Here is a 23724-nt window from a genome sequence, read left to right on the forward strand (position 1 = left end):
GCGGTGGTGGCTCAGTCGGACTTGAGCGGGGCGAACAGGTCGACGCCGTTGCCGTCCGGGTCGAGCAGGACCGCGTAGCGCTGGCCCCAGAAGGCGTCCCACGGTGGCAGGTGGCCGTGGTGGCCGGCGCCGGTCAGCTCGGCGTACCAGCGGTCCACCTCGGCCGGGTCGGCGCAGCGGAAGGCCAGGCTGGCGCGGGGGCCGCCGGTCGCCGGGGCGTGGTCGGGGTCGAAGCTGAGGATCGTCTCGAGGGTGTCCCAGGCCAGCCGGACGCCGTTGTCGAGGGTCACCTCCACGTGGGGCTCGCGTTCGGCGCCGGGCGGGATCGGCAGCCCGAGCCGGCGGTAGAAGTCCAGGGTGCGTCCCATGTCGGTGACGACCATCCCGATGAGATCGAACTGCGGTGTCATGCGGCCACGGTAGAGGCCGGCCGGCCTGGCCGTCTTGAACGGATCGGACGGGGGACGAGTCGCCGGTGTGGCCCGCGCAATCAGGACCAGGGGCGTACGGTGGGGCAAGTCCGGCTTAGAGCAGTAAAGCTCTCATATCGGGCCGGACTCCGATGACTGGCGAGGGGAAGGAAGCAGCCGTGACGCACCTGGCCTACCTGGACGCGGGATCCGGCAGCCTTATCGTGCAGGCGGTGGTCGGCGGGGTGGCCGGCGTGGCGGTGGCCGCCAAGCTCTACTGGAGACGGCTGGTGGCCCGGTTCCGCCGGCAGCCCACCGACCAGGGCTGACGGGCGTGGGGCTCTCCGACACCGGCCTGCGCGCCGAGCCCGGCTCCTTCCGCGACCCCGGCAACCGGGTCTTCCACCGCGCCGGCGAGGTGCTGCGCGGGCTGGACGAGCGGTCCGCGCGCGACTGGCGCGCCCTGGCCGCCAGCGACTTCTTCCGCGACCTGCTCGCCAACCGGCAGGTCTGCGCCACGGAGGAGCTGTTCCCGACCCCGGTCGACGTGCCCTGGGCCGCGGTGCTGCGCCACGAGCGGATCCCGTTCGTCTCGCACCCCTACGAGTGGTCGTACGGGATGCTCCGCGACGCCGCCCTGCTGCACCTGGAGGTGCTGGGCGCCGCGCTGGCCGCCGGCTTCACCACGAAGGACGGCTCCGCCTACAACGTGCAGTGGCGGGGCGCCCGGCCGGTCTTCATCGACGTCGGCTCGTTCGAGGCGGCCCGCGACGGCGAGCCCTGGGCCGGCTACCGGCAGTTCTGCCAGACGCTGCTCTACCCGCTGCTGCTCCAGGCCCACCTCGGGCTGGACTTCCAGCCCTTCCTGCGGGCCCGGATCGACGGCGTCGAGCCGGACCAGATGCGCCGGCTCTTCGGTGGGGCCCGGCGCTGGCGGGCCGGGGTGCTCACCCACGTGCACCTGCACGGCGCGATGCAGGACCGCAACGCCGGGGCCAGCACCAGCACGGTACGCGCGCAGCTCCGGTCCGCCGGCTACTCGCGCGAGCTGGCCCTGGCCACCGTACGCGGGCTGACGAAGCTGGTCCGCAGGCTGGACCACCGGCCGGGGGACACCCACTGGTCGGACTACCAGCGCACGTGCGCGTACTCGGTGCCCGACCGGCAGGCCAAGGAGCGGTTCGTCGACCGGGCGGTGGCCGCCACCGGGCCGGGCCGGGTGCTCGACCTGGGCGCCAACGACGGCAGCTACGCCCGGATCGCCGCCCGGCACGCCGACCACGTGGTCGCCGTCGAGCAGGATCCGGCGGTGGTGGACGCCCTCTACCGCGCGCTGCGCGACGAGGGGGAGGGGCGGATCCTGCCGCTGGTGATGGACCTGGCCGACCCGTCGCCCGGCGGTGGCTGGCGGGGCGTCGAGCGGGCCGCCTTCGCCGACCGGGCCCGGGCCGACGTGGTGCTCGCCCTGGCCGTGGTGCACCACCTGGCGATCGGCCGGAACGTGCCGCTGCCCGAGGTGCTGGACCAGCTCGTCGCGCTGACCGTGACCGGCGGCAGCCTGGTGGTCGAGTTCGTGCACCCGGAGGACCCGATGGCCCGCCGCCTGCTGGCCAACAAGCCGGACGGGCTCTTCCCCGACTACCGGCGGGAGGTGTTCGAGTCGCTGCTCGCGGCGCGCGGGCGGGTCGTCGGCCGCACCGAGCTGCCGTCGGGCACCCGCACCCTCTATCAGGTGGTGGTGGGTGGCTGAGGACACGCTCGCGCGGCCACGGACCCCGCCGCCGGCCCCGGACCGGCCCCGGACCTGGGGCCGGGGGCGCTGGCGCGGCGAGGCGGGCCGGCTGCTGGAGGTGGCGGCGCTGGTCGGGCTGGTGGTCACCCAGCCGTTGCTGGACGTGCTCGGCCGCAGCCCGGACTTCTTCCTGTTCCACCGCGCCTCCCGGGCCGACGTGCTGCTCCTGGTGGCGCTGATCGCGATCGCGCCGACCGTGCCGTTCGCCCTGCTCGGCGCGGTCGGCCTGGTCGCCGGCCGGCCCGCCCGGGCGGCCGTGCACACGCTGGTCGTGGGACTGCTGCTGGCCGCGCTCGCGGTGCAGGTCGGCCGGCACGTCACGCCCCTGCGGGGCGTACCCCTGCTGGTTGCGGCGGTGGTGGCCGGCGCCGCGGGGGCGGCCGCCCACCGGCGGTGGCGGGCCCTGGCCCGGGTGCTGCGGGTGGCCGCGGTCGGGCCGCTGGTCTTCGTCGGCCTGTTCGTCTTCGCCTCGCCGGCCTCGGCGGTGGTGCTGCCCCGGGGGCACGGCGGCGCCGCCGGGGTGGCCGGCGCGGGCGCCCACCCGCCGGTGGTCATGATCGTCCTGGACGAGCTGCCGCTGGTCTCCCTGCTCGGTCCGGACCGCAGGATCGATGCCGCCCGCTATCCGCACTTCGCCGAGCTGGCCGCCGGCTCGACCTGGTACCGCAACGCCACCGGCGTCAGCGGCTGGACCCCCTACGCGCTGCCGGCCATGCTCCGCGGGCGCTACCCGGCCGAGCCGATCGCCCCGCACTACTCGCGGTACCCGGACAACCTGTTCACCGCCCTCGGCGGCCTGTACGACATCAAGGCCGAGGAGAGCATCACCCGGCTCTGCCCGCCCAGCCGCTGCGAGCAGCCGGTCAGCCCGCAGCAGGGGCTCGGGGTGCTGGTGCGGGAGAGCGGGAAGCTGCTGGGCCAGGTCATGGCCCCGGTGGACAGCCGGATCGACCCGGAGGACTCCTACCGGGAGCAGACCCGCGCCGAGGCGGGGCTGGACGCGGCCGAGCCGGTGCCGAACGACCCGAAGTTCCGCTGGGACACCCTCGACGACAACCAGCCGGCCCGGTTCACCACCTTCCTCGCCGGCCTGCGCCCCGCCGACCGGCCCACGCTGCACTTCCTGCACCTGCTCATGCCGCACTCGCCCTGGGTCTACCTGCCGTCCGGGGCGCACTACGCGGCCCCCGAGGACCTGCCCAGCGACGGGACCGGGTGGGTGGACCTGGCCCGGGCCCGGCACCTCGCCCAGCTCGGCTACACCGACCGGCTGATCGGCGAGACGCTGCGCACCCTGCGCGCCACCGGCCTCTACGACAAGGCGCTCGTGGTGGTCACCGCCGACCACGGGGTGAGCTTCCGCAAGGACTGGCAGGGCCGGGGGCTGGACGCCATCACCCACGCGCCCGACCAGGTCGCCTGGGTGCCGATGCTCCTGAAGGAACCCGGCCAGCGGACCGGTCGGGTCGACGACCGGAACTGGCAGCACGTGGACCTGCTGCCGACGATCGCCGACGAGACCCACATGCGGATCCCCTGGCGGATGGACGGCCGGCCGGCGAGCCAGGCCCCGCGCGACACCTCCGACAAGCGCTTCTACGACACGCCCGGCCAGCCGCTCACGTTCCCCGGCGGGGTCCCGTCCCCGCCCGCGTCACCCGCCCCCGACCCGCTGGTGGGCACCCGGGTCGGGGAGAAACCACCCGGGGGTACGGCGACGGTGGGCAACCTCGCCGCGTTCCGCGATGTCGACCCGGCGCGCGGCGAGCTGCCCGCGCTGGTCTGGGGGTCCGTGCCCGCCTCGGTGCCGGACGGGACGCGGCTCGCCGTGGCGGTGAACGGCACCGTGGGCGCGGTCGTCCCGGTGGTCCCGCCGGATCACGCCGGCCGGCGGTTCGCCGCCCTTCTCCCCGACGACCGGCTCTTCGCCGCCGGGGCCAACCGCCTCGATCTCTACCGGGTGAGCGTCGACGGGGCGCTGAGCGGGCTCACCCTCTCGTGATCATCCGCAGGATCGCCGGGTAGCCTTCCCAGCTCGGGGTGGTCGCGCTTCCACCGGGTTTCCGAGTCGGCAAGTCGGGAATCGGGTGACGCATACCTCACCACCGAACCATGACGAGCGGTGTCCTCCCCACCGTGATTACGGTAAAAGCGAAGGCAACTCAACGAAGATCTTGCCGGCGAAGCGAGGAACAGATGACGGAAGTCAAGCTCGACCACCCCGGTGGGCAGCTGTCGATGCCGGTGCAGTCCGCGGTCGAGGGGCCCGCCGGAATCGGGGTGGGCAAGCTGCTGAAGGAAACCGGGATGACGACGTACGACCCCGGTTTCGTGAACACGGCGTCCTGCTCGTCCGCGATCACGTACATCGACGGTGACGCGGGCATCCTGCGGTACCGCGGCTACCCGATCGAGCAGCTGGCCGAGAAGTCCTCCTTCCTGGAGGTCTCCTACCTGCTGATCTACGGTGAGCTGCCGACCCAGACCCAGCTCACCGAGTTCAGCGAGCGGGTCCGCCGGCACTCGCTGCTGCACGAGGAGATGCGCCGCTTCTTCGACGGCTTCCCCCGCGACGCGCACCCGATGGCCGTGCTCTCCTCGGCCGTGAGCGCGATCTCGACCTTCTACCAGGACAGCCTGGACCCGTTCGACTCCGACCACGTCGAGATGTCCACGGTGCGGCTGATGGCGAAGGTCCCGACCATCGCCTCGTACGCCTACAAGAAGTCGATCGGCCAGCCGCTGCTCTACCCGGACAACTCGCTGGGCTACGTCGAGAACTTCCTGCGGATGACCTTCGGCGTGCCGGCCGAGCCGTACGAGGTCGACCCGGTGATGGCCCGCGTGCTGGACATGCTGTTCATCCTGCACGCCGACCACGAGCAGAACTGCTCCACCTCGACCGTCCGGCTGGTCGGCTCCAGCAACGCCAACCTGTTCGCCTCGGTCTCGGCCGGCGTGAACGCGCTGTTCGGCCCGCTGCACGGCGGCGCCAACCAGGCCGTGCTGGAGATGCTCCAGAAGATCCAGGCCGACGGCGGCGACGTCCGTACCTTCGTGCAGAAGGTCAAGGACAAGCAGGACGGCGTGAAGCTGATGGGCTTCGGCCACCGGGTCTACAAGAACTACGACCCGCGCGCCGCCATCGTGAAGAAGGCCGCCCAGGACGTGCTCGGCCGGATGGCCAAGCCGGACCCGCTGCTGGACCTCGCCATGCAGCTGGAGGAGATCGCCCTCGCCGACGACTTCTTCGTCTCGCGCCGGCTCTACCCGAACGTGGACTTCTACACCGGCCTGATCTACAAGGCCATGGGCTTCCCGACGAAGATGTTCACGGTGCTGTTCGCCCTGGGCCGGCTCCCCGGCTGGATCGCCCAGTGGCGCGAGATGATCAACGACCCGGAGACCAAGATCGGCCGCCCGCGGCAGATCTACACCGGCTACGCCGAGCGGGACTACGTCCCCGCCGCGCAGCGCTGAGCCGGTCCTGACGGCGAAGGCCGCCGACCCCGTGCGGGTCGGCGGCCTTCGTGTTTGCGCGACGGTGCGTCAGCCCACCAGGGAACGCAGTGGGATCTGCGCCTCCCGGAGGGCGCCCACCAGGTCACGCAGGAACGGGTGCTCGTCGGCCTGCAGGCCGGCCGGATTCGGGATCACCAGGTAGGCCGACCCGTCCACCACGGAGACCCGGGCCGTGTCGGTGTACCGGGCGACGACCGCTTCGGCGCGACCGCGGTCACCGGCCGCCACCTCGACCGTGATCGGGCGCCACTCGCCGCCCAGGTCGTCCGCCACCGGCTGGGCCGCCGCGGCCGCCCGGGCGGGGTCGACACCGGGCGTCCGCCGCGCGGCGCCGCGGTCCGCCGCCGCACCCGACGGGTAGAGCAGGGCGTTGGCCACCAGGTGCAGCCCGTTCTCGTTGTACGCCCGGAAGAGCGGGTTGAACGCGAACAGCACGGCCCGGCCGGCGCCGGTGGGCTCGTCCACCAGGGCGACCGTGCCCTTCAACACCTCGCTGCGCGTGGTGTAGCCGTTCGCCCAGAAGGTGTCGTCGGACGGGTAGCTGAGGACGTTGGTGCCGGTGCTGCTCGGGTTCAGAATCGAGTCGCTGTTGTTGAACTCGAAGTCCTCCGCCGGCCGGCCCAGCGCGACCGGGCTGCTGCGGTCGACGTCGACCCGCAGGTGCGAGCCGATCATCCGGTAGTCCGCCGGCTTCGCCTTCTCCGTGGTGGACGTGAGGCCGGCGGCCCGGGCCATCCGGGTGCCCTCGTTGCGCAGGCCGAGGTAGGTGTGGCCCTGCGCGATCCAGTTCCGCAGGTTGGCCTGCCCGGCGGCGGTGAGCCCGCCGGTCGAGCTGCTGCCGTCCGGCACGAGCAGCACGGTCCGCTCGGTGAACGCCGGGGTGTTGTCGTTGATGTCGGCCGTGGTCACCGGCGTGAGGTCGAGCCCCCACCGCTTGCCGAGCACATACCGGGCCTCGCCGTGCGAGCCGGAGGTGGTGGAGATGCCGGTGCCCTGGAACAGCCCGACATCCGGCAGGTCCACCGGGCTCCCGGCGGCCGGCGCGCCGCTCGGGCTCAGGGTCACCCCGAGCGACCGGGCCAGCCGGTCGACCTCCTGGGTCAGGCTCTTGGCGGGGAAGCCCACCACGCTGGTGTCGAGGTCACGGACGAGCGGCACGCCCCGGCCGAGCAGCCGGAAGGTGAGTTCGGCCGCCGCCGCCGAGTCCAGCGGGTACGCGTACGACCCCTTCGCCCCGGCCGCCGAGGCCCTGCCACCGGTGATCTCCCGGACCAGTTTGGCGTGCGGCCGGACGTCGTCGCCGGTGTAGATGGTGTCCACGCCCATGAGCAGCGGGTTGCTCCAGGACGACACGTCGTAGAAGTAGGGGAACGGCACGTACGGGTCCTCGCCCATGATCGCCTGGATCCAGTGCTTCTGCGGCTGGTCCATCGGGATCCAGTACGCGCCGACCGGCACGGTGACGTCGGTCGCGGTGCGTCCGCCGAAGACCCGGGCGGTGGGCACCTTCGTCGGCTTGGTCACCTCGTAGACCTCGACGTCCATCCGGCGCAGCCGCTCGACCAGCTGGCGCACGTCGCCGAGCTGACGATCGGGGAGCAGGAAGTACGAGCGGATCGTGATGTCCGGCACCGGGAACTGGACGTTGTTGGTCGGCTGGACCACCTCGTTCGGCTCCAGCGCCCCGGCCCGGCCCTCGGCGAGCGCGTCCGTCCAAATCTTGTAGTAGCCGGTCAGCACCTCGTGCTTGTTCGCGGCGGCCCACCCGAGGGTGGACCACTGGGTGTGGAACTGCTGCTGGACCCGGTCGGCCACCGCCGACGCGCTGCCCTTCTCGAAGGTCATGCCGGCGGCGCCGAAGCCGGCGGCCGGGACGGTGTCGCCGTAGCCCATGAAGAACAGGTCGTACGTCGCGTAGTTGAAGTAGCACTCGGTGGTGACGGCGCCGCCGCAGGCGCCGTTGAAGCCGAAGCCGGCCTTGTTGGCCTCGCCGATCCGGTTGATCCAGTCGACGTTCTCGCTGGCGATCTCGTGGTGGATCGGGTCGGCGTTGGGCGGGAAGAAGTACTGCCGGCCGCCCATCTCGTGCGCGTCGACGAAGACCTGCGGCGGGTACTGCCGCAGGAGCTCGATCTTGCCGTCGGTCTCCTGCTGGGTGCGGGCGAACCAGTCCCGGTTCATGTCGAAGCCGTACTCGTTCTGCCGCCGGTTGGCGTCGCGACCGTCCGGGTTCTGGGTCGGCACGATGACGGTGACCAGGTTGTCGTTCCGTTCGGCGACCGCGCAGGACAGCCCCGACGCCAGCTCGTACAGGGTCTTGAGCGCGGCGTCCGTGCCGCTCTTCTCCCCGCCGTGCACGTTCCCGGCCACCCAGACGATGGCCGGGCGGTCGGCCGCGGTCTCGGCGGCCTTCCTCGGCTTCGTCCGGCGCGGGTCCCGCAGGTCGCGGATGTCGTCGGCGATCTGCCGCAGCGCGCCCGGCCGGATGTGCCGCTCGTTGGAGACGATGGCGTACGGCAGCGGCTGGCCGAGCACGCTCGTCGCCAGGACGCCGGTGACCACGCGGTCGGAGGCCGTGTCGACGGCCTTCAGGTAGCCACGGACCTCGTCGTTGGTGACGACCCGCTCCTGGCCCGTGCCGAGCGGGAAGCCCAGCGCCGACTCGGGGTTGGGCACGGTGGACAGCCGCGCGGCAGGGTCGTTGCTGCAGCTGGTGGGCGTGGGGGCGGCGCCGGCCGGCGCGCCTCCGAGCAACGGCGTCAGACCGGCGAGCAGGAGCAGCGCGGCGACACCGGCCGTTCTTCTCGGGTGGACCGCCCTAAGCGGGCGCTTCGACAGGCGCATGGTGAATGCCTCGTTTCACTCGGCGGGAGATCAAGCGAGCTGGATCGAAACGTATCGACCTGCGGTTTCCTGGGGCAAGACTCGGTTCGTGCGGTCAGTGGGCGCGGTGCCCGCCCTCGCCACCGGTGGTGGGCAGGCTGCCGAGCACGTGGTTGATGATGTGGATCCGCGCGCCGGCGACCTGGTAGTCGGCGCACACGGTGTCGGCCTGGTCGGCCAGGCGGGCGTTACCCCCGCCCCCGGTGACGGTCAGCGTGGTGCCGGCGAGCGTGGTGACCGTGCCGGCGCTCACCAGGTCGGACAGCGACAGCGACCCGGTGACGAGGTGTTCGCGGAGCAGGCCGCGGAGCTTGTCCCGGTCGGCCACGAGGAGTTGGTCCAGGTTGTCCTCGGAGAACTTGGCCGCGAACGCGTCGTCGGTCGGGGCCAGGATGGTCACCCCCGAGCCGCCGTGCAGGTCGGCGGACATGCCGGACGCCCGCACCGCTGCCTCGAACGTGGTGAGGACGGGCAGCCACTGCAGAGCCGCCTCGGCCGGCTGACCGGCCAGCGCCGCCGGGTTGCCGGGCTCGCTGCCGGACGGCAGCAGGTCGCACAGCGGGCCGCTCACGACGGGTGCCGCCTTCGGAGCGGCGCCGCCGGCCGCGGCCGGCGAAGCGGTGCCGGCGCCGGAGCAGCCCGTGCCGGTGAGCGCCAGGGACAGCGCGACCGCGGCGAGCGCAGCGGTCCGCCGGCGGGCCGGCCACCGGAGCCGGGGGAGGGATCGGGATCGCGGGGGGATGACGGGCCGTTCCACGGCGTTCTCCGCTCGGGTCGGGTCGTACCGGCAGGCCCGGGAGGCCGGACCTGCCGGTACGACGGTCAGCGGGTCACAGGCTCGCGCACTGGCCCGACTTCGGGCCCTTCGCCGAGTTGCCCAGCTCCAGGTCGACCGGGGCCGCGCTGTTGCCGTCACAGCGCAGCGGGCCGGTGACCGTGTTGGCGGCCAGCAGCGGTGCGTCGCCCCGGTTGCCGGACACGTCGACCGGACCCTCGACCGTGGTGTCGACGACCACCACGGGCCCGGTGCCCTGCGCGATCCGGACCGGGCCGGTGACCTTCGTGTCGGTCAGGAACACGCCGGCGGCGCCGGCGGCATCCACCGGGCCGGTGATCGACGAGCCGGTGGCGACCAGCGTGCCACCGGCCCGCACCCGGACCGGACCGGTCACCGTGGCGTCCCGCAGGCAGGTGAAGCCGGAGACCACCAGCGGACCGCTCCGCGGGCCGGTCACCGTCGGGTACACCCGCTCGGCGTCGACCAGCTTCTCCACCGCCTGCCCGTCGAGCAGCAGCGGGATCAGACCCCGCTCGGGCTGGGCGAGGGGCACCACGTACCCGTCGGCGACCTTGACCACCTTCCAGCCGTGCGCGGCGAGCCGCTGCGCCACGGTGGTCCGCTGGCCGGCCGGGCCGTCGGTGCGCTCGCCGTGGTACTGCTCCTCGGTGAGCCGGTAGGCGCACGGCACGTCGGTGAGGATCTGGTCGGCGCGCGGGGCGTCCAGGGGCGGCGGGGCCTCACCCGGGTGCGGCGACGGGTACGCCGCGATCGGCCGGGAGCCACGGAAGACGATCCGGCCGGTGTTCGACACCTGGAAGGTGATCCCGTCGGCCCGCGCCGAGGTGATCTCCTTGAGGTTCGCCCGGTGGTAGTCGAGGAACTGCTGGAACGTCCAGAGCGCCGAGAACGTCTTGCGCCGCCGGTTGTTCGCCGTGTTGCCCTCGTCCGGCCGGGTGGTGCCGCCGGAGCTGCGCAGCTCCAGCAGGGAGTTCACCACGTTCTTGAGCCCCAGGGTGTTGCGCAGGATGGTCTCCTCGCTCAGCCCCACGTTCCCGCCGCCGTTGCAGCCGTACGGGCAGGGCCACCAGCCGTCCTTCGCGCCCTGGGTGTACATGTGACCCTCGATCATGTGCTGCGACTCGTCGAAGATCGGCTGGGCGACGTTCTGGTGCCGCGGCGGCAGCATCGGGAGGTCGCCGGCGCTGGAGTTGCCGAACTCGTGCCCGTCGTAGCCGGCCACCGGCCGGTAGTCGCGCAGCATCCGCATCAGCGCGAAGGTCTCCGGCTGGCGGATCAGCGAGTAGTCCCGGTTGAGGTCCTGGCCGGTGGAGTTGCCCCGGGTGTTGGCCGCCCGGCCGTCCCCGTTGATGGTGGGCACGATCAGGACGGTGGTGTGCGACAGCAGGTCGAGCGTCCGCGGGTCGTCGCTGAAGGCCAGCTGGCGCGCCATGATCAGGCAGGCTTCCCGGTCACCGGGCTCGTTGCCGTGCACGTTGCAGTTGACCATCAGCGGCGAGGTCGCGGCCACCGCCGCCGGGGTGGCCGGCGGGGTGGGGTAGCCGATGACGAACATGTTGATCGGGCGGCCGAGCGCGGTCCGGCCGATCTCGGTCACCCGGACGCGGTCGCTCGCCTCGTCGACCGCCGCGGTGTACGCGTACTCGTTGACGTCGCTGGTGTACTGGGCCGCGAGGGTGGTCTCCCACTGGGTCCGGAGGTTCTGGCCGGGCACGGCGGGGTCGCCCCAGGGGGCCCGGGTGGTGCCGGCCACCGGCGCCGAGTACGGCTCGGCGGTGGTGCCGACGCGGGCGCGGACCCGCCACTGGAACCGGGTGCCCGGGTTGAACCCGGCGTCGGCGAAGGTGGGCGAGGAGTTGTTGATCTGGCGGTTCGGCCGCCAGACGCCGGTGATGACCGCCGGCCCGGCCGCCGTGTCGTCGGCGGCGACCGGGGTGCGCTCGATCTGGTAGTCGGTGGCGCCCTCGACCGGCGTCCAGGCGAGGGTGGCGTAGCCGTCGCCCTGCACGACCGTCAGGCCCTGGACCTGGTTCGGCTCGGCCGGGTCGGCCTGTGCGGGAAGGGGTCCCGCGAAAGCCGCCAGGCTGGCGGCGAGCAGGGCGGAGAGGATGGCCGTCGTCCGTCTGTCTCTCATGGATGCTCCAGAACAGGTGGGATGACTCGGTCCGCACAGCCAACGCGAGCCAACCCGTCCCTGGTCGACGGTCAGCGATTTCTTGAGGTGGATCTGAGGATCCGCGGCTCAGGCCGGCCGGAGCCGGTAGCCCACCCCGCGCACGGTCTCCACGAGGCCGGCGTCGTCGAGCTTGCCCCGCAGGGCCGCGACGTGGACGTCGAGGGTGTGCCCGGCGCCCCAGGTGGTCTGCCAGACGTCCATGAGCAGCCGTTCCCGGGGCACCACCGTCCCGGCCTGCCGGGCCAGCGCCATCAGCAGCGCGAACTCCTTGCGGGTCAGGACGACCTCCCGGTCGCCGAGCCAGACCCGCCGGGCGTTGAGGTCCAGCCGCAGGTCGCCGACCTCCAGCGCCGCCTCGATCCGGGCGGTGCGCGCCGCGCGGCGCATCACCGCCTCGATCCGGGCCTGCAGCTCGGCCATCGAGAACGGCTTCACCACGTAGTCGTCGGCGCCGGCCCGCAGCCCCGCCACCCGATCCCGCTCGTCGCCGCGGGCGGTCACCGCGATGATCGCGATGTCCTCGTTGTGCCGGCGGATCTCCCGGCACAGTGCCAGCCCGTCCCGGTCGGGCAGGTTGAGGTCGAGCAGCATGAGGTCCACCGGGCCGGCCTCGACCGCCTCCGACGCGGTCGTGGCCGTGATGACCGAGTTCCCGCGGCGGCGCAGCGCGGCGGCGAGCGCGGACGCGACTCGCAGGTCGTCCTCCACCAGAAGCACCCGCACCGCGTCTCCCTCGGACCTCGTCGTCACCGGTTCAGGCGAGTCTGTCCGATCCGCACGGCCCGCGACCAGCCCGAACTTCAGATCACGACCGGACGATCATTCACGTCGACCCGTCGGGCGGATTCCGTGAACCGTCGCGCTGCGATCTTGGCGAGTCGCCGCTCGTCGCGAACGGTGAGTCGCCAGGATTCGCGCCGCCCCTCACGAGTCCTCCAGGTGACGGGGTAGGAGGAACGCCGTGGAGACCGCCAGCTCCCGGTCGAGCACCTCGGCGCGGGGGACGAAGACCATCGCGCGGCCCTCGCCGAGCACCACGTCCTCCTGGGTGGCGTCGGTGGTGCCGTGGAAGGCGTGCACCGTGACCGTGTGCGGGAAGCCCTCCTCGTACGGCCGCGGGCCGCTCCACAGAGGGCGCAGCTCGCCGGCGGTCAGCCCGGTCTCCTCCAGCAGTTCCCGGCGGGCGGCCTCCTCCGGCGTCTCGCCGGGCTCGATGCGGCCGCCGGGCAGACTCCACTGGTTCGGGGAGACGGGCGCGTGCGCGTCCCGGTGCTGCAGGAGGATCGCGCCGGAGGCGTCGACGAGCAGGACGATCGCCACTGCATAGCTGGCCATTTGCGGATCATGCCATCTCGGTTCTGTGCGAGAGACACACCACGATCGGCACGACGGCCGGCTAGTCCATCTCGGGGCGTTTCTCCGCGATCCACTTCTCGACATCCTCGGCGAGCCAGACGTTGCCCATCTGGAGCATGGCAACCGGCTCGGGGAAGTCGCGGCGGCTGGTGATCTGGTACGCCCGCTGTCGCGACACGCCCCCGAGGAGCACGCGGATCTCCGCCGAGCCCACCAGCCGCAGCTTCTTGCCCATGCGTCGGACGCTAGGTGTCCGACAACTAGTCACGTATCAGCTTGACGCACGCCTAGTAGTCATAGGTACTAGTCATATATCATCCCCTCGTGACTAGCAGCTGGGAACCTGAGCCGCCGTTCCACGTCATGGCCGCCGGCTTCATGGTGGATCTCCACACCCGAAAGCGCTGCCCACACTGCCGGGCCGACGGGACGTGTCCCCGCGTGCAGCATGCCAAGAGGCTGCTTCGAGCCTGGCGCCTGACGGTCGAGGCGCGAAGGCGCCAGCGCTACTTCCGCTGTCCCTGAACCACCACGACGGCCGCCGCCCCGAGCAGGGGTCTTGATCCACTCCAGATCGCCGAGGTGGCGGTATCCGAACGTGTCGGACCCCGCCACGTCGGCGATCTGGAGCCGATCATCCCCGGCGCCGCCGGCCGCCACCTCACCGGCCGAGAGGGACCGGCGGGCGGCGTCGGGTCAGCGGAGGCCGGCGGCGGCCAGCAGGTTGCCCTCGGGCAGGGCGGGCAGGGTCCGGCCCGCGGCCATCCGCTGCTCCGCCCGGGCGGCCGTGAACGCGGGATCGCCCGCGATGGCGGACGCGTACGCGGCGGCCGTGCGCGACGCGATGGCCGACCAGCCGTACTGGTCGTGGACCATGGCGCGGGCGCGCCGGGCCAGCAGCCGGGCCCGGTCCCGGTCGGAGAGCAGCGCGTGGACCGCCTCGGCGAGCCCGTCGGGGTCCTGCGGCGCGAAGGTCAGTCCGGTGACGCCCGGCTCGACGATCTCGGCCAGCCCGCCGGTGCGCGACACCGCGAGGGGCGCGCCGGCCGCCGCGCCCTCCAGGGCCACCATGCCGAACGGCTCGTAGATGCTGGGCACCGCGAAGCAGTCCGAGGCGGCCATCACGGCGGGCAGGTCGGTGCCGCCGAGGAAGCCCGGCATGCTGACCGTGCCGCCCAGACCGAGCCGGTGCACCTCGGCTTCCAGGGTCGCCCGGTACGGGCCGTCGCCGACGATCACCGCGCGCAGCCCGGGGTGCCGGTCGCGCAGCCGGGGCAGCCCGGCGAGCAGGTGCTGCACGCCCTTCTCGTAGACGAGCCGGCCGGCGAAGGTGACCAGCGGGCCGTCCCCGGCGAACCGGGCCCGGGCGGCGGCGACGGCCGAGCCGGGCACCCGCCAGCGGTGTGGTTCCACCCCGTTGGGCACCACGTCGACCCGGGCGGGGTCCACCCCGAACAGGGCGCCCACCTCGTCGCGCATGTAGCCGGAGCAGACGATCACCCGGCCCGACTCGGTGGCCAGCCAGTGTTCGACGCCGTGGATGGTGCGGTTCATCTCCTCGGGCAGCCAGCCCTGGTGCCGGCCGGCCTCGGTGGCGTGGATGGTGCTGACCAGCGGCACGTCCAGGTGCTCGCGCAGGGTCATGGCGGTGTGCGCGACCAGCCAGTCGTGGGCGTGGATGACGTCGTACGCGCCGGACTCGGTGGCGCGCAGGGCGGCCCGGGTGAGGGTGTGGTTGAACGCCATGGTCCAGGCCAGCAGCGAGCCGGTCGCGAGGGGGAAGGTGACCGGGTCCTCGGCGGCGCGGACGATCCGCACGCCGTCGGCGTACTCCTCCAGCGGCGCGCCGTCGGCGTGCCGGGTGACGACGGTGACCTCGTGGCCGGCGGCGGCCAGGGCGACGGAGAGCGCGTGCACGTGGCGGCCGAGGCCACCGACGAGCACCGGCGGGTACTCCCACGACAGCATGAGGATGCGCCGCGTCCGGGGCGGTACGCCGGGCTGCGGCGGGATGGTGGGGCGGGAGGTGAGGGTGGGCCGGTGGGTCCGGTCCGTCGCGGTGGCGGGCTGCGCGCCGACCCGCAGGGTGGTCACATCGATCTCCGTCCATGCATGCTGGTACGCGCCGACGTCACTGGCGGCGTGGGGAGCGTGGTGGGGTGGCCGAACGGCCGGGGACGGACCCGCGCGGGCACGCGCGTCCGCCATCCAGGAAAAGCCATCCGGCGCGAACCCGCATCTGGAAAAGGGCGATCGTGACGGACAACACCTGACGGCCCGGCCCGCCTCAGGTGGGTGGAATTCGGTTACCGTCCGAACGGGTGGATTGGCGGAGCGTGTGGCGGGGCATTAGCGGCGTGCGCACCGGCGGCCCGCCCGTCCGGTGCGCTCATGATCATGGCCGAAGGAGCGACATGCAGGTCTGGCCGGGCGAGAGCTATCCCCTCGGTGCCACCTACGACGGGATGGGAACCAACTTCGCGATCTTCTCCGAGGTGGCGGAGAAGGTCGAGCTCTGCCTGTTCGACGAGTGGGACACCGGCGCCGAGCGGCGCGTCGAGCTGCGCGAGGTCGACGCCTACGTCTGGCACGCCTACCTGCCCGGCATCGAGCCCGGCCAGCGCTACGGCTACCGGGTGCACGGGCCGTGGGACCCGGCCAACGGGCTGCGCTGCAACCCGCACAAGCTGCTCCTCGACCCGTACGCGAAGGCGGTCGACGGGGAGGTCAGCTGGGACCCGGCCGTCTACGACTACGAGGTGGGCGGCGACCCGGACCGGCGCAACGACACCGACTCGGCGCCGTTCATGCCGAAGTCGGTGGTGGTGAACCCGTACTTCGACTGGGGCAACGACCGGCCGCCGCGCACCCCGTACCACCACTCGGTGATCTACGAGGCGCACGTGCGCGGCCTGACCATGCGCCACCCCGACATCCCAGAGGAGCTGCGCGGCACGTACGCGGCGATCGGCTCGCCCGTGATGATCGACTACTTCCGGCGGCTCGGGGTGACCGCGGTCGAGCTCATGCCGGTGCACGAGTTCGTGCACGACCACCGCCTGGCCGATCTGGGGCTGCGCAACTACTGGGGCTACAACACCATCGGCTTCTTCGCCCCGCACCACGGCTACTCGGCGCTGGGGCGGCTCGGCCAGCAGGTGCAGGAGTTCCGCGGCATGGTCAAGGCGCTGCACGCGGCCGGCATCGAGGTCATCCTCGACGTGGTCTACAACCACACCGCCGAGGGCAACCACCTCGGCCCGTCGCTGAGCTTCAAGGGCATCGACACCCCGAGCTACTACCGGCTCTCCGAGGAAGATCGTCGCTACTTCGTCGACTACACGGGCACGGGCAACAGCCTCAACGTGCGCAGCCCCCACTCGCTGCAGCTGATCATGGATTCGCTGCGCTACTGGGTCACCGAGATGCACGTCGACGGCTTCCGCTTCGACCTGGCGGCCACCCTCGCCCGGGAGTTCTACGAGGTGGACCGCCTCTCCACCTTCTTCGAGGTGGTGCAGCAGGACCCGGTGGTCGGCCGGGTCAAGCTGATCGCCGAGCCGTGGGACGTCGGCCCGGGCGGCTACCAGGTCGGCAACTTCCCGCCGCAGTGGACCGAGTGGAACGGCAAGTACCGGGACACCGTGCGGGACTTCTGGCGCGGCGAGCCGCACACCCTGGCCGAGTTCGCCTCCCGGATCTCCGGCTCCGCCGACCTCTACCAGGACGACGGGCGCCGCCCGTTCCACAGCATCAACTTCGTCACCTGCCACGACGGGTTCACGCTCAACGACCTGGTCTCCTACAACGACAAGCACAACGAGGCCAACGGCGAGGAGAACCGCGACGGGGAGAGCCACAACCGATCCTGGAACTGCGGCGTCGAGGGGGACACCGACGACCCCGCGGTGCTCGCCCTGCGCGCCCGGCAGCGGCGCAACTTCCTGGCCACCCTCATCCTCTCCCAGGGCGTGCCGATGCTGGGCCACGGCGACGAGCTGGGCCGCACCCAGCACGGCAACAACAACGCCTACTGCCAGGACAGCGAGCTGGCCTGGGTCGACTGGACGCGGGCCGACGAGGAGCTGGTGGCGTTCGTCCAGCGGCTCACCGAGTTCCGCAAGCGGCACCGGGTGTTCCAGCGGCGGCGGTTCTTCACCGGCCTGCCGGTCGGCGGCCGGGCCGCCGGCACCGCCCTGCCCGACCTGGCCTGGTACACGCCCGACGGCCGGGAGATGACCGGCGAGGACTGGGGCAACGACTTCGGCCGCTCGGTGGCCCTGTTCGTCAACGGCGACGGCATCCCGGAACGCGGCCAGTACGGCCAGCGCCACCGGGACGACTCGTTCCTGCTGCTGTTCAACGCGCACGACGCGCCGCTGGACTTCACGCTGCCACCGGCCGAGTTCGGGCAGCGGTGGGAGCTGGTCATCAGCACCGCGGACCCGGATCCGGAGAAGACACTGGCGGTCGAGGCGGGCGGGAGTGTCTGCGTCCCCGACCGCGCGCTGCTGGTCCTGGAGAGGACGGCCTGACCATGCCCGACACCCCCCACCCCGACGACACGACGGCGACGACGGCGGGGGTGGGGTCGACCTACCGCGTCCAGGTCCGCCCCGGCTTCGACCTCGACGCCACCGCCGGCCTCGCCGGCTACCTGGCCGACCTCGGCGTCACCCACCTCTACAGCGCGCCCCTGCTCACCGCCACCCCCGGCTCGCAGCACGGCTACGACGTGGTCGACCACCGCGCGGTCAACCCGGAACTCGGTGGTGAGGGCGGCCGGCAGCGCCTCGTCCGGGCGTTGCGCGCGGCCGGGCTCGGCCTGGTCGTGGACATCGTGCCCAACCACGCCGGGGTGGCCCGGCCGGCGGCCAACCCGGCCTGGTGGGACGTGCTGCGCCGGGGTCGCGCCTCGGCGTACGCGGACTGGTTCGACATCGACTGGGACCGCGGCCGGCTGCTGCTGCCGGTGCTCGCCGACACCCCCGACGCCCTGGACGACCTCAAGGTGGTCGACGGGGAGCTGCGCTACCACGAGCACCGCTTCCCGATCGCCGACGGCACCGCGGACGGGACGCCCCGCGAGGTGCACGACCGCCAGCACTACGAGCTGGTCGACTGGCGGCGCGGCGACAGCGAGCTGACATACCGCCGGTTCTTCGCCGTGTCCGACCTGGCCGGGCTGCGGGTGGAGGACCCGGAGGTCTTCCGCGCCACCCACGCCGAGATCCTGCGCTGGGCCGCCGCCGGCGACCTCGACGGCATCCGGGTCGACCACCCGGACGGGCTGCGCGACCCCGCCGGCTACCTGGCCCGGCTGCGCGCCGCCGCGCCCGGCGCGTGGCTGGTGGTGGAGAAGATCCTGGAGTACGCCGAGGAGCTGCCGGACTGGCCGGTCGACGGCACCACCGGCTACGACGCCCTGGCCGCGGCGGGCGGGCTCTTCGTCGACCCGGACGCGGAGGCGGACTTCACGGCGCTGGACGGCCGGCTCACCGGCCGGCACACCTCGTGGCAGGACCTCACCCACGACACCAAGCTCGAGGCCGCCACCCGGCTGCTCGCCGCCGAGCTGAGCCGGCTCGCCGCTCTCGTCCCCGAGCTGCCCCGCGAGCAGGTCCGGTCGGCCCTCGCCGAGCTGGCCGCCGCCTTCGACGTCTACCGCGGCTACCCGCCGGAGGGCGCCCGGCACCTCGCGGCCGCCCGCGCCGAGGCCGGCCGCCGCCGCCCCGACCTGACCGCCGTGCTGGACGAGGTCACCGCCCGGCTCCGCGACCCCGACCACGAGCTGGCCGCCCGCTTCCCGCAGCTCTCCGGCGCGGTGATGGCCAAGGGGGTGGAGGACACCGCCTACTACCGGTGGAGCCGGTTCGTCGCCCTCAACGAGGTGGGCGGCAGCCCCGCCCACTTCGGCGTGCCGCCGGCCGAGTTCCACCGCTTCGCCACCGCCCGGCAGGTGCGCTGGCCGGCGAGCATGACCACGCTCTCCACCCACGACACCAAGCGCGGCGAGGACGTCCGCGCCCGGCTCGCGGTCCTGTCCGAGCTGCCCGGCCGCTGGGCCGAGCGGGTCGCCGACTGGATGTCCCGCGCCCCGCTGGCCGACCCCGCGTTCGCCCACCTGCTGTGGCAGACCGCCGTCGGAGCCTGGCCCATCGAGCGCGAGCGGCTGCACGGGTACGCCGAGAAGGCCGCCCGGGAGGCGTCCGTGTCGACCAGCTGGGCCGACCCCGACCCCGCGTTCGAGCACGAGCTGCACGCCCTGGTCGACCGGCTGTACGACGACCCTGAGCTGCACGCCGAGCTCACCGCGTTCGCCGGCGAGATCACCCCGCCCGGCTGGTCCAACTCGCTCGGGCAGAAGCTGGTCCAGCTCGCCATGCCCGGGGTGCCGGACACCTACCAGGGCACGGAGCTGTGGGAGAACTCCCTGGTCGACCCCGACAACCGCCGCCCGGTCGACTTCGCCGTACGCCGGGACCTGCTGGCCCGGCTCGACGCCGGCTGGCAGCCGGCGGTGGCCGCCGACGGCGCGGCCAAGCTGCTCGTGGTCTCGCGGACCCTGCGGCTGCGCCGGGACCGTCCGGAGCTGTTCACCGGCTACCGGCCGGTGCCGGCACACGGGCCGGCCGGCGCGCACGCGGTCGCCTTCGACCGGGGCGGGGCGATCGCCGTGGCCACCCGCCTGCCGCTGCGGCTGGCCCGCGACGGCGGCTGGCGCGACACGACCCTCGCGATTTCCGGCAACAGTGTTACCGACGTGTTCACCGGTCGGGTCTACAGTGGGTCTGAGCTGCTGATGCACGATCTGCTGAGCACCTACCCCGTCGCCCTCCTCGCTCCCACCGACTCCGTCTCCGTGGAGGCTGCCGCATGACCGAGTTCACGGTGTGGGCGCCCGAAGCCGCCCGGGTGCGGCTGCGCCTGCCCGGCGTCGCCGACCACGACATGCGCCCCGGGCCGGACGGCTGGTGGCGGGCCGAGGTGCCCGGCGCCGGGCCCGGCACCGACTACGCGTTCCTGCTGGACGACGACGACCAGGCGCTGCCCGACCCCCGGTCGGCCTGGCAGCCGCAGGGCGTGCACGGGCCGAGCCGCCGCTACGACCACGCCGCGTTCGGCTGGACCGACCAGGGCTGGACCGGGCGGCAGCTGCCCGGCAGCGTCCTCTACGAGCTGCACATCGGCACGTTCACCCCGGAGGGCACCTTCGACGCGGCGATCGGCCGCCTCGACCACCTGGTCGACCTCGGCGTCGACCTGGTCGAGCTGCTGCCGGTCAACGCCTTCAACGGCGAGCACAACTGGGGCTACGACGGGGTCTGCTGGTACGCGCCGCACGAGCCGTACGGCGGGCCCGACGGGCTCAAGCGCTTCGTCGACGCGGCGCACGCCAAAGGGCTGGGGGTGATCCTCGACGTCGTCTACAACCATTTCGGGCCCTCCGGGGCCTACGCGCCGCGTTTCGCGCCGTACCTCACCGAGCAGAGCAACACCTGGGGCCGCACCGTCAACCTGGACGGGCCGCACTCCGACGGGGTGCGCCGCTACATCGTCGACAGCGTGCTCATGTGGCTGCGCGACTACCACGTCGACGGGCTGCGGCTCGACGCCGTGCACGCCATGCCGGACTCCCGGGCCACCCCCTTCCTCGAGGAGGTGGCCGCCGAGGTGGAAGCCCTCTCCACCCACCTGGCCCGGCCGCTGTCCCTGATCGCCGAGAGCGACCTCAACGACCCGAAGCTGATCACCCCGCGGGAGGCCGGCGGCTACGGGCTGCACGCCCAATGGAACGACGACGCCCACCACGCGCTGCACACCCTGCTCACCGGGGAACGGCAGGGCTACTACGGCGACTTCGGCTCCCTCGAATGCCTCACCGACGTGCTGACCGGCGCGTTCTTCCACGCCGGCACCTGGTCCAGCTTCCGTAACCGCAGCCACGGCCGGCCCGTCGACCGGCAGCGCACGCCGGGGCACCGGTTCGTGGCGTACCTGCAGAACCACGACCAGATCGGCAACCGGGCCACCGGGGACCGGATCTCCCAGACGCTCTCCGCCGGGCTGCTGCGCGTCGGCGCCACCCTGCTGATGACCGCGCCCTTCACCCCGATGCTGTTCATGGGGGAGGAGTGGGCGGCCAGCACCCCGTGGCAGTTCTTCACCAGCCACCCCGAGCCCGAGCTGGCCACCGCGGTCGCGACTGGGCGCCGGCGGGAGTTCGCGGCGCACGGCTGGCCGCCGGGGGACGTGCCCGACCCGCAGGACCCGCAGACCTTCGTCCGGTCCCGGCTCGACTGGGCCGAGCTGGACAAGCCCGAGCACCGGGAGATGTACGACTTCTACCGGCGGCTCATCGCGTTGCGCAAGCACCGTCCCGACCTGTCCGATCCCCGGCTCGGCCACGTCGACGTCCGCCACGGCGACCAGTTCCTGCTGATGCGCCGGGGCGGCTGCCTCGTGGTGGCGAACCTGGCCGGCAAGCCGCAGCGCATCAACCTGCCCGGCGTGGTGCGCCGGGTGCTGCTCGCCACCTCCGAGGGGGTCACCGTGATGCGCGACGGCATCGAGCTGCCGCCGGAGTCCGCCGCGATCGTGGCGCTCTGACCGCTCACCGGTCCGGGCCGCGGCCAGACGGTCCGGCGACCGTGCGCTGCCCGGCGTGCGCCACGGGGCAGCGACGCGAGACGACGGCCGCTAGCGTTCCGGACATGGACGAGGCCGAGCCGAGGCTCGCCGGCATCGCGCACGAGGCGGGCGGCGGCGCGGTCCGGCTGCGTCCGGTGGCCGAGCCGGACCTGGCGATGCTCCGCCGGTTCCTCACCGAGCCGGGCCTGATCGGGCTCGACTGGGCCGGCTTCCGGGACGCGGGCGCGCCCGCCCGCCGGTACGCCGAGGACGGCTACCTGGGCGAGCGGGACGGCCGGCTCGTCGTCCAGGTCGAGCCCGAGGAGGCCGCGGCCGGCCTCGTGAGCTACCAGTCGGGTATCTACAGCGGGCGCGCGCCGTACTGGGAGATCGGTATCGCGCTCCTGCCCGAGTGGCGCGGGCGGGGCATCGGTTGGCGGGCGCAGGCACTGCTCTGCGACTACCTGTTCGCCCACACGCCGGCGCAGCGGATCCAGGCCGGCACCCACCCCGAGAACCTCGCCGAGCAGCGGTCGCTGGAGAAGGCCGGCTTCCAGCTCGAAGGGGTGATCCGGGCCTGCGAGTTCCGCGCCGGCGCCTGGCGCGACGGCTGGCTCTACAGCCGCCTGCGCGACGACCCGTCCCCGCTCTGAGCCGGAACGGTCAGGGGATCGGCCACTCGTGGACCGGGCGGTTGGTGTGCATGAGGTCGACGTAGTGGCGGACCACCTCGCGCAGCGCCTCCGGCCGGTCCAGGTGATCGGCTGACTCCAGCCGGTGCAGCGTCTCCACCTGCCAGGTCGCGCCGTTGCGGCCGGTCAGGCAGCGCTGCTCGACGATGCCGAGCAGCCGGTCCCGCTCGGCCGGGTCGAGGCCCCACCGGTCCAGCCCGTGGTGGGCCAGCGGCAGCAGCCGGCGCAGCACCAGCTCGGTCACCGGCAGGTAGCCCAGCCCCGGCCAGAACACCTGGGCGTCGATGCCGTGCCGGGCGCAGTTGGTGAAGTTCTCCTCGGCCGCGCTGAACGACATCTGCGACCAGAGCGGCCGGTCGGACTCGGCGAGGGCGCGGACGAGGCCGAAGTAGAAGGCGCCGTTGGCGACGGTGTCCAGCACGGTCGGCCCGGCGGGCAGCACCCGGTTCTCGACCCGCAGGTGCGGGCGGCCCTTCAGCACGTCGTAGACCGGGCGGTTCCACCGGTAGATCGTGCCGTTGTGCAGCCGCAGCTCGGCGAGTTTCGGCACGCCCCCGGCGGCCAGGGTCTCCGCCGGGTCCTCCGGGTCGCAGACCGGCAGCAGCGCGGGGAAGTAACGCACGTTCTCCTCGAAGAGGTCGAACACGCTGGTGATCCAGCGTTCCCCGAACCACACCCGGGGGCGTACCCCCTGGGCCTTGATCTCCTCGGCGCGGGTGTCGGTGGCCTGCTGGAACAGCGGCACCCGGGTCTCCCGCCACAGCTCCCGGCCGAACAGCAACGGCGAGTTCGCGCCGAGCGCCACCTGGACGCCGGCGATCGCCTGGGCGGCGTTCCAGTGGTCGGCGAACTGGTCCGGGCTGACCTGGAGGTGGAACTGGGTGCTGGTGCAGGCGGCCTCGGGGGTGATGGTGTCCGCCGTGGTGGCCAGCCGCTCGACCCCGCTGATCGAGATCCGCAGGTCCTCGCCCCGGGCGGCGAAGATCTGCTCGTTGAGCAGGGCGTAGCGCGGGTTGGCCGACAGGGTCTCGGCGGTCAGGTGCTCCGGGCGCAGGGTCGGCAGGATGCCGATCATCACCATGTGCGCGCCGACCGCGCGGGCCTTCTCCTCGGCGGCGTTGAGGCTGGCCCGGACGTGCTCCTCGAACTGGGCCGTGCCGGTGCCGGCCAACCGGCGCGGCGCGACGTTGATCTCCACGTTGAACTGGCCCAGCTCGGTCTGGAAGCTGGGATCGGCGATCGCCTCCAGCACGTCGGCGTTGCGCATGGCCGGCTGGGAGTCCTCGTCGACCAGGTTCAGCTCGATCTCCAGCCCGGTCATCGGCCGCTCCACGTCGAAGCGGGACTCCCGCAGCATCTCGGCGAACACGTCCAGGCAACGCCGCACCTTGTCGCGGTAGCGGGCCCGGTCCTCCCGGCTGAAGGTGCGCACGCCGACGTCCTCGCCCATGGTCACCACCCTG

At 72.9% G+C, this 23724-nt stretch carries 17 protein-coding genes; 8 read left to right on the top strand and 9 right to left on the bottom strand.

The window, feature by feature from the left end; all coding sequences use genetic code 11:
- Positions 1–11 precede the first annotated feature (11 nt).
- Entirely contained in the window at positions 12–410 is a 399-nt protein-coding gene (locus ABZ452_RS19910; RefSeq protein ID WP_357944800.1) for a VOC family protein, read from the bottom strand.
- Positions 411–589: 179 nt separating this feature from the next.
- Here ABZ452_RS19910 and ABZ452_RS19915 point away from each other — a divergent pair, with 179 nt between their 5' ends.
- The 4 genes from ABZ452_RS19915 (at position 590) to ABZ452_RS19930 (ending at position 5682) form a co-directional block, all read left to right on the top strand.
- Positions 590–739, top strand: coding sequence for a hypothetical protein (locus tag ABZ452_RS19915; protein ID WP_167364301.1), 150 nt, complete (start codon positions 590–592; stop codon positions 737–739).
- A 5-nt stretch (positions 740–744) separates the two neighbouring features.
- Positions 745–2160 carry a class I SAM-dependent methyltransferase gene (locus tag ABZ452_RS19920; protein ID WP_357944803.1) on the top strand — a complete coding sequence of 472 codons (1416 nt, stop codon included), beginning with the start codon at positions 745–747 and terminating at the stop codon, positions 2158–2160.
- Complete coding sequence (locus ABZ452_RS19925; RefSeq protein ID WP_357944806.1) at positions 2153–4204, top strand: sulfatase-like hydrolase/transferase; 2052 nt, start codon at positions 2153–2155, stop codon at positions 4202–4204. Before ABZ452_RS19920 ends, ABZ452_RS19925 begins: the two co-directional genes overlap by 8 nt.
- 194 nt (positions 4205–4398) lie before the next feature.
- Positions 4399–5682 carry a citrate synthase gene (locus ABZ452_RS19930; RefSeq protein WP_357944809.1) on the top strand — a complete coding sequence of 428 codons (1284 nt, stop codon included), beginning with the start codon at positions 4399–4401 and terminating at the stop codon, positions 5680–5682.
- Between the two features lie 69 nt (positions 5683–5751).
- On the opposite strand, the gene ABZ452_RS19935 is transcribed toward ABZ452_RS19930, so the two are convergent.
- The 7 genes from ABZ452_RS19935 to ABZ452_RS19965 form a co-directional block, all read right to left on the bottom strand.
- Positions 5752–8568 carry a M14 family zinc carboxypeptidase gene (locus tag ABZ452_RS19935; protein ID WP_357944812.1) on the bottom strand — a complete coding sequence of 939 codons (2817 nt, stop codon included), beginning with the start codon at positions 8566–8568 and terminating at the stop codon, positions 5752–5754.
- A 94-nt stretch (positions 8569–8662) separates the two neighbouring features.
- Complete coding sequence (locus ABZ452_RS19940; RefSeq protein ID WP_357944815.1) at positions 8663–9178, bottom strand: fasciclin domain-containing protein; 516 nt, start codon at positions 9176–9178, stop codon at positions 8663–8665.
- 259 nt (positions 9179–9437) lie between these two features.
- Positions 9438–11540, bottom strand: a complete 2103-nt coding sequence (locus tag ABZ452_RS19945; RefSeq protein ID WP_357944817.1) for a M14 family metallocarboxypeptidase — start codon at positions 11538–11540, stop codon at positions 9438–9440.
- Between the two features lie 108 nt (positions 11541–11648).
- Positions 11649–12305, bottom strand: coding sequence for a response regulator transcription factor (locus tag ABZ452_RS19950; RefSeq protein WP_357944819.1), 657 nt, complete (start codon positions 12303–12305; stop codon positions 11649–11651).
- Between the two features lie 201 nt (positions 12306–12506).
- Complete coding sequence (locus ABZ452_RS19955; protein WP_357944822.1) at positions 12507–12917, bottom strand: NUDIX domain-containing protein; 411 nt, start codon at positions 12915–12917, stop codon at positions 12507–12509.
- A 61-nt stretch (positions 12918–12978) separates the two neighbouring features.
- The gene (locus ABZ452_RS19960; protein ID WP_357944825.1) at positions 12979–13173 is read right to left on the bottom strand and encodes an AlpA family phage regulatory protein; all 195 of its coding nucleotides are present in this window, start codon (positions 13171–13173) and stop codon (positions 12979–12981) included.
- A gap of 461 nt (positions 13174–13634) precedes the next feature.
- Complete coding sequence (locus tag ABZ452_RS19965) at positions 13635–15032, bottom strand: glycosyltransferase family 4 protein (RefSeq protein WP_357944827.1); 1398 nt, start codon at positions 15030–15032, stop codon at positions 13635–13637.
- 320 nt (positions 15033–15352) lie between these two features.
- On the opposite strand from ABZ452_RS19965, the gene glgX reads away from it, so the two are divergent.
- The 4 genes from glgX to ABZ452_RS19985 all read left to right on the top strand — a co-directional run bounded on the left by glgX (position 15353) and on the right by ABZ452_RS19985 (position 22222).
- Complete coding sequence (gene glgX / locus ABZ452_RS19970; protein ID WP_357944830.1) at positions 15353–17473, top strand: glycogen debranching protein GlgX; 2121 nt, start codon at positions 15353–15355, stop codon at positions 17471–17473.
- Between the two features lie 2 nt (positions 17474–17475).
- Positions 17476–19818, top strand: coding sequence for a malto-oligosyltrehalose synthase (gene treY / locus ABZ452_RS19975; protein WP_357944832.1), 2343 nt, complete (start codon positions 17476–17478; stop codon positions 19816–19818).
- On the top strand, positions 19815–21548 hold the full coding sequence (treZ, locus tag ABZ452_RS19980) for a malto-oligosyltrehalose trehalohydrolase (protein WP_357944834.1): 1734 nt from the start codon (positions 19815–19817) through the stop codon (positions 21546–21548). Before treY ends, treZ begins: the two co-directional genes overlap by 4 nt.
- Positions 21549–21652: 104 nt before the next feature.
- Positions 21653–22222 carry a GNAT family protein gene (locus tag ABZ452_RS19985; RefSeq protein ID WP_357944836.1) on the top strand — a complete coding sequence of 190 codons (570 nt, stop codon included), beginning with the start codon at positions 21653–21655 and terminating at the stop codon, positions 22220–22222.
- 10 nt (positions 22223–22232) lie between these two features.
- On the opposite strand, the gene ABZ452_RS19990 is transcribed toward ABZ452_RS19985, so the two are convergent.
- Positions 22233–23711 carry a glutamate--cysteine ligase gene (locus tag ABZ452_RS19990; RefSeq protein ID WP_357944839.1) on the bottom strand — a complete coding sequence of 493 codons (1479 nt, stop codon included), beginning with the start codon at positions 23709–23711 and terminating at the stop codon, positions 22233–22235.
- Between the last annotated feature and the right edge of the window lie 13 nt (positions 23712–23724).

Source organism: Micromonospora sp. NPDC005707 (assembly GCF_040631005.1).
GTDB lineage: Bacteria > Actinomycetota > Actinomycetes > Mycobacteriales > Micromonosporaceae > Micromonospora.

Coding starts and splice junctions, on each gene's coding strand:
- treY (WP_357944832.1), top strand. CDS start 17,476: ATGCCCGACACCCCCCACCCCGACGACACGACGGCGACGACGGCGGGG.
- ABZ452_RS19955 (WP_357944822.1), bottom strand. CDS start 12,917: ATGGCCAGCTATGCAGTGGCGATCGTCCTGCTCGTCGACGCCTCCGGC.
- ABZ452_RS19945 (WP_357944817.1), bottom strand. CDS start 11,540: ATGAGAGACAGACGGACGACGGCCATCCTCTCCGCCCTGCTCGCCGCC.
- glgX (WP_357944830.1), top strand. CDS start 15,353: ATGCAGGTCTGGCCGGGCGAGAGCTATCCCCTCGGTGCCACCTACGAC.
- ABZ452_RS19985 (WP_357944836.1), top strand. CDS start 21,653: ATGGACGAGGCCGAGCCGAGGCTCGCCGGCATCGCGCACGAGGCGGGC.
- ABZ452_RS19935 (WP_357944812.1), bottom strand. CDS start 8,568: ATGCGCCTGTCGAAGCGCCCGCTTAGGGCGGTCCACCCGAGAAGAACG.
- ABZ452_RS19910 (WP_357944800.1), bottom strand. CDS start 410: ATGACACCGCAGTTCGATCTCATCGGGATGGTCGTCACCGACATGGGA.
- ABZ452_RS19990 (WP_357944839.1), bottom strand. CDS start 23,711: ATGGGCGAGGACGTCGGCGTGCGCACCTTCAGCCGGGAGGACCGGGCC.
- treZ (WP_357944834.1), top strand. CDS start 19,815: ATGACCGAGTTCACGGTGTGGGCGCCCGAAGCCGCCCGGGTGCGGCTG.
- ABZ452_RS19930 (WP_357944809.1), top strand. CDS start 4,399: ATGACGGAAGTCAAGCTCGACCACCCCGGTGGGCAGCTGTCGATGCCG.
- ABZ452_RS19960 (WP_357944825.1), bottom strand. CDS start 13,173: ATGGGCAAGAAGCTGCGGCTGGTGGGCTCGGCGGAGATCCGCGTGCTC.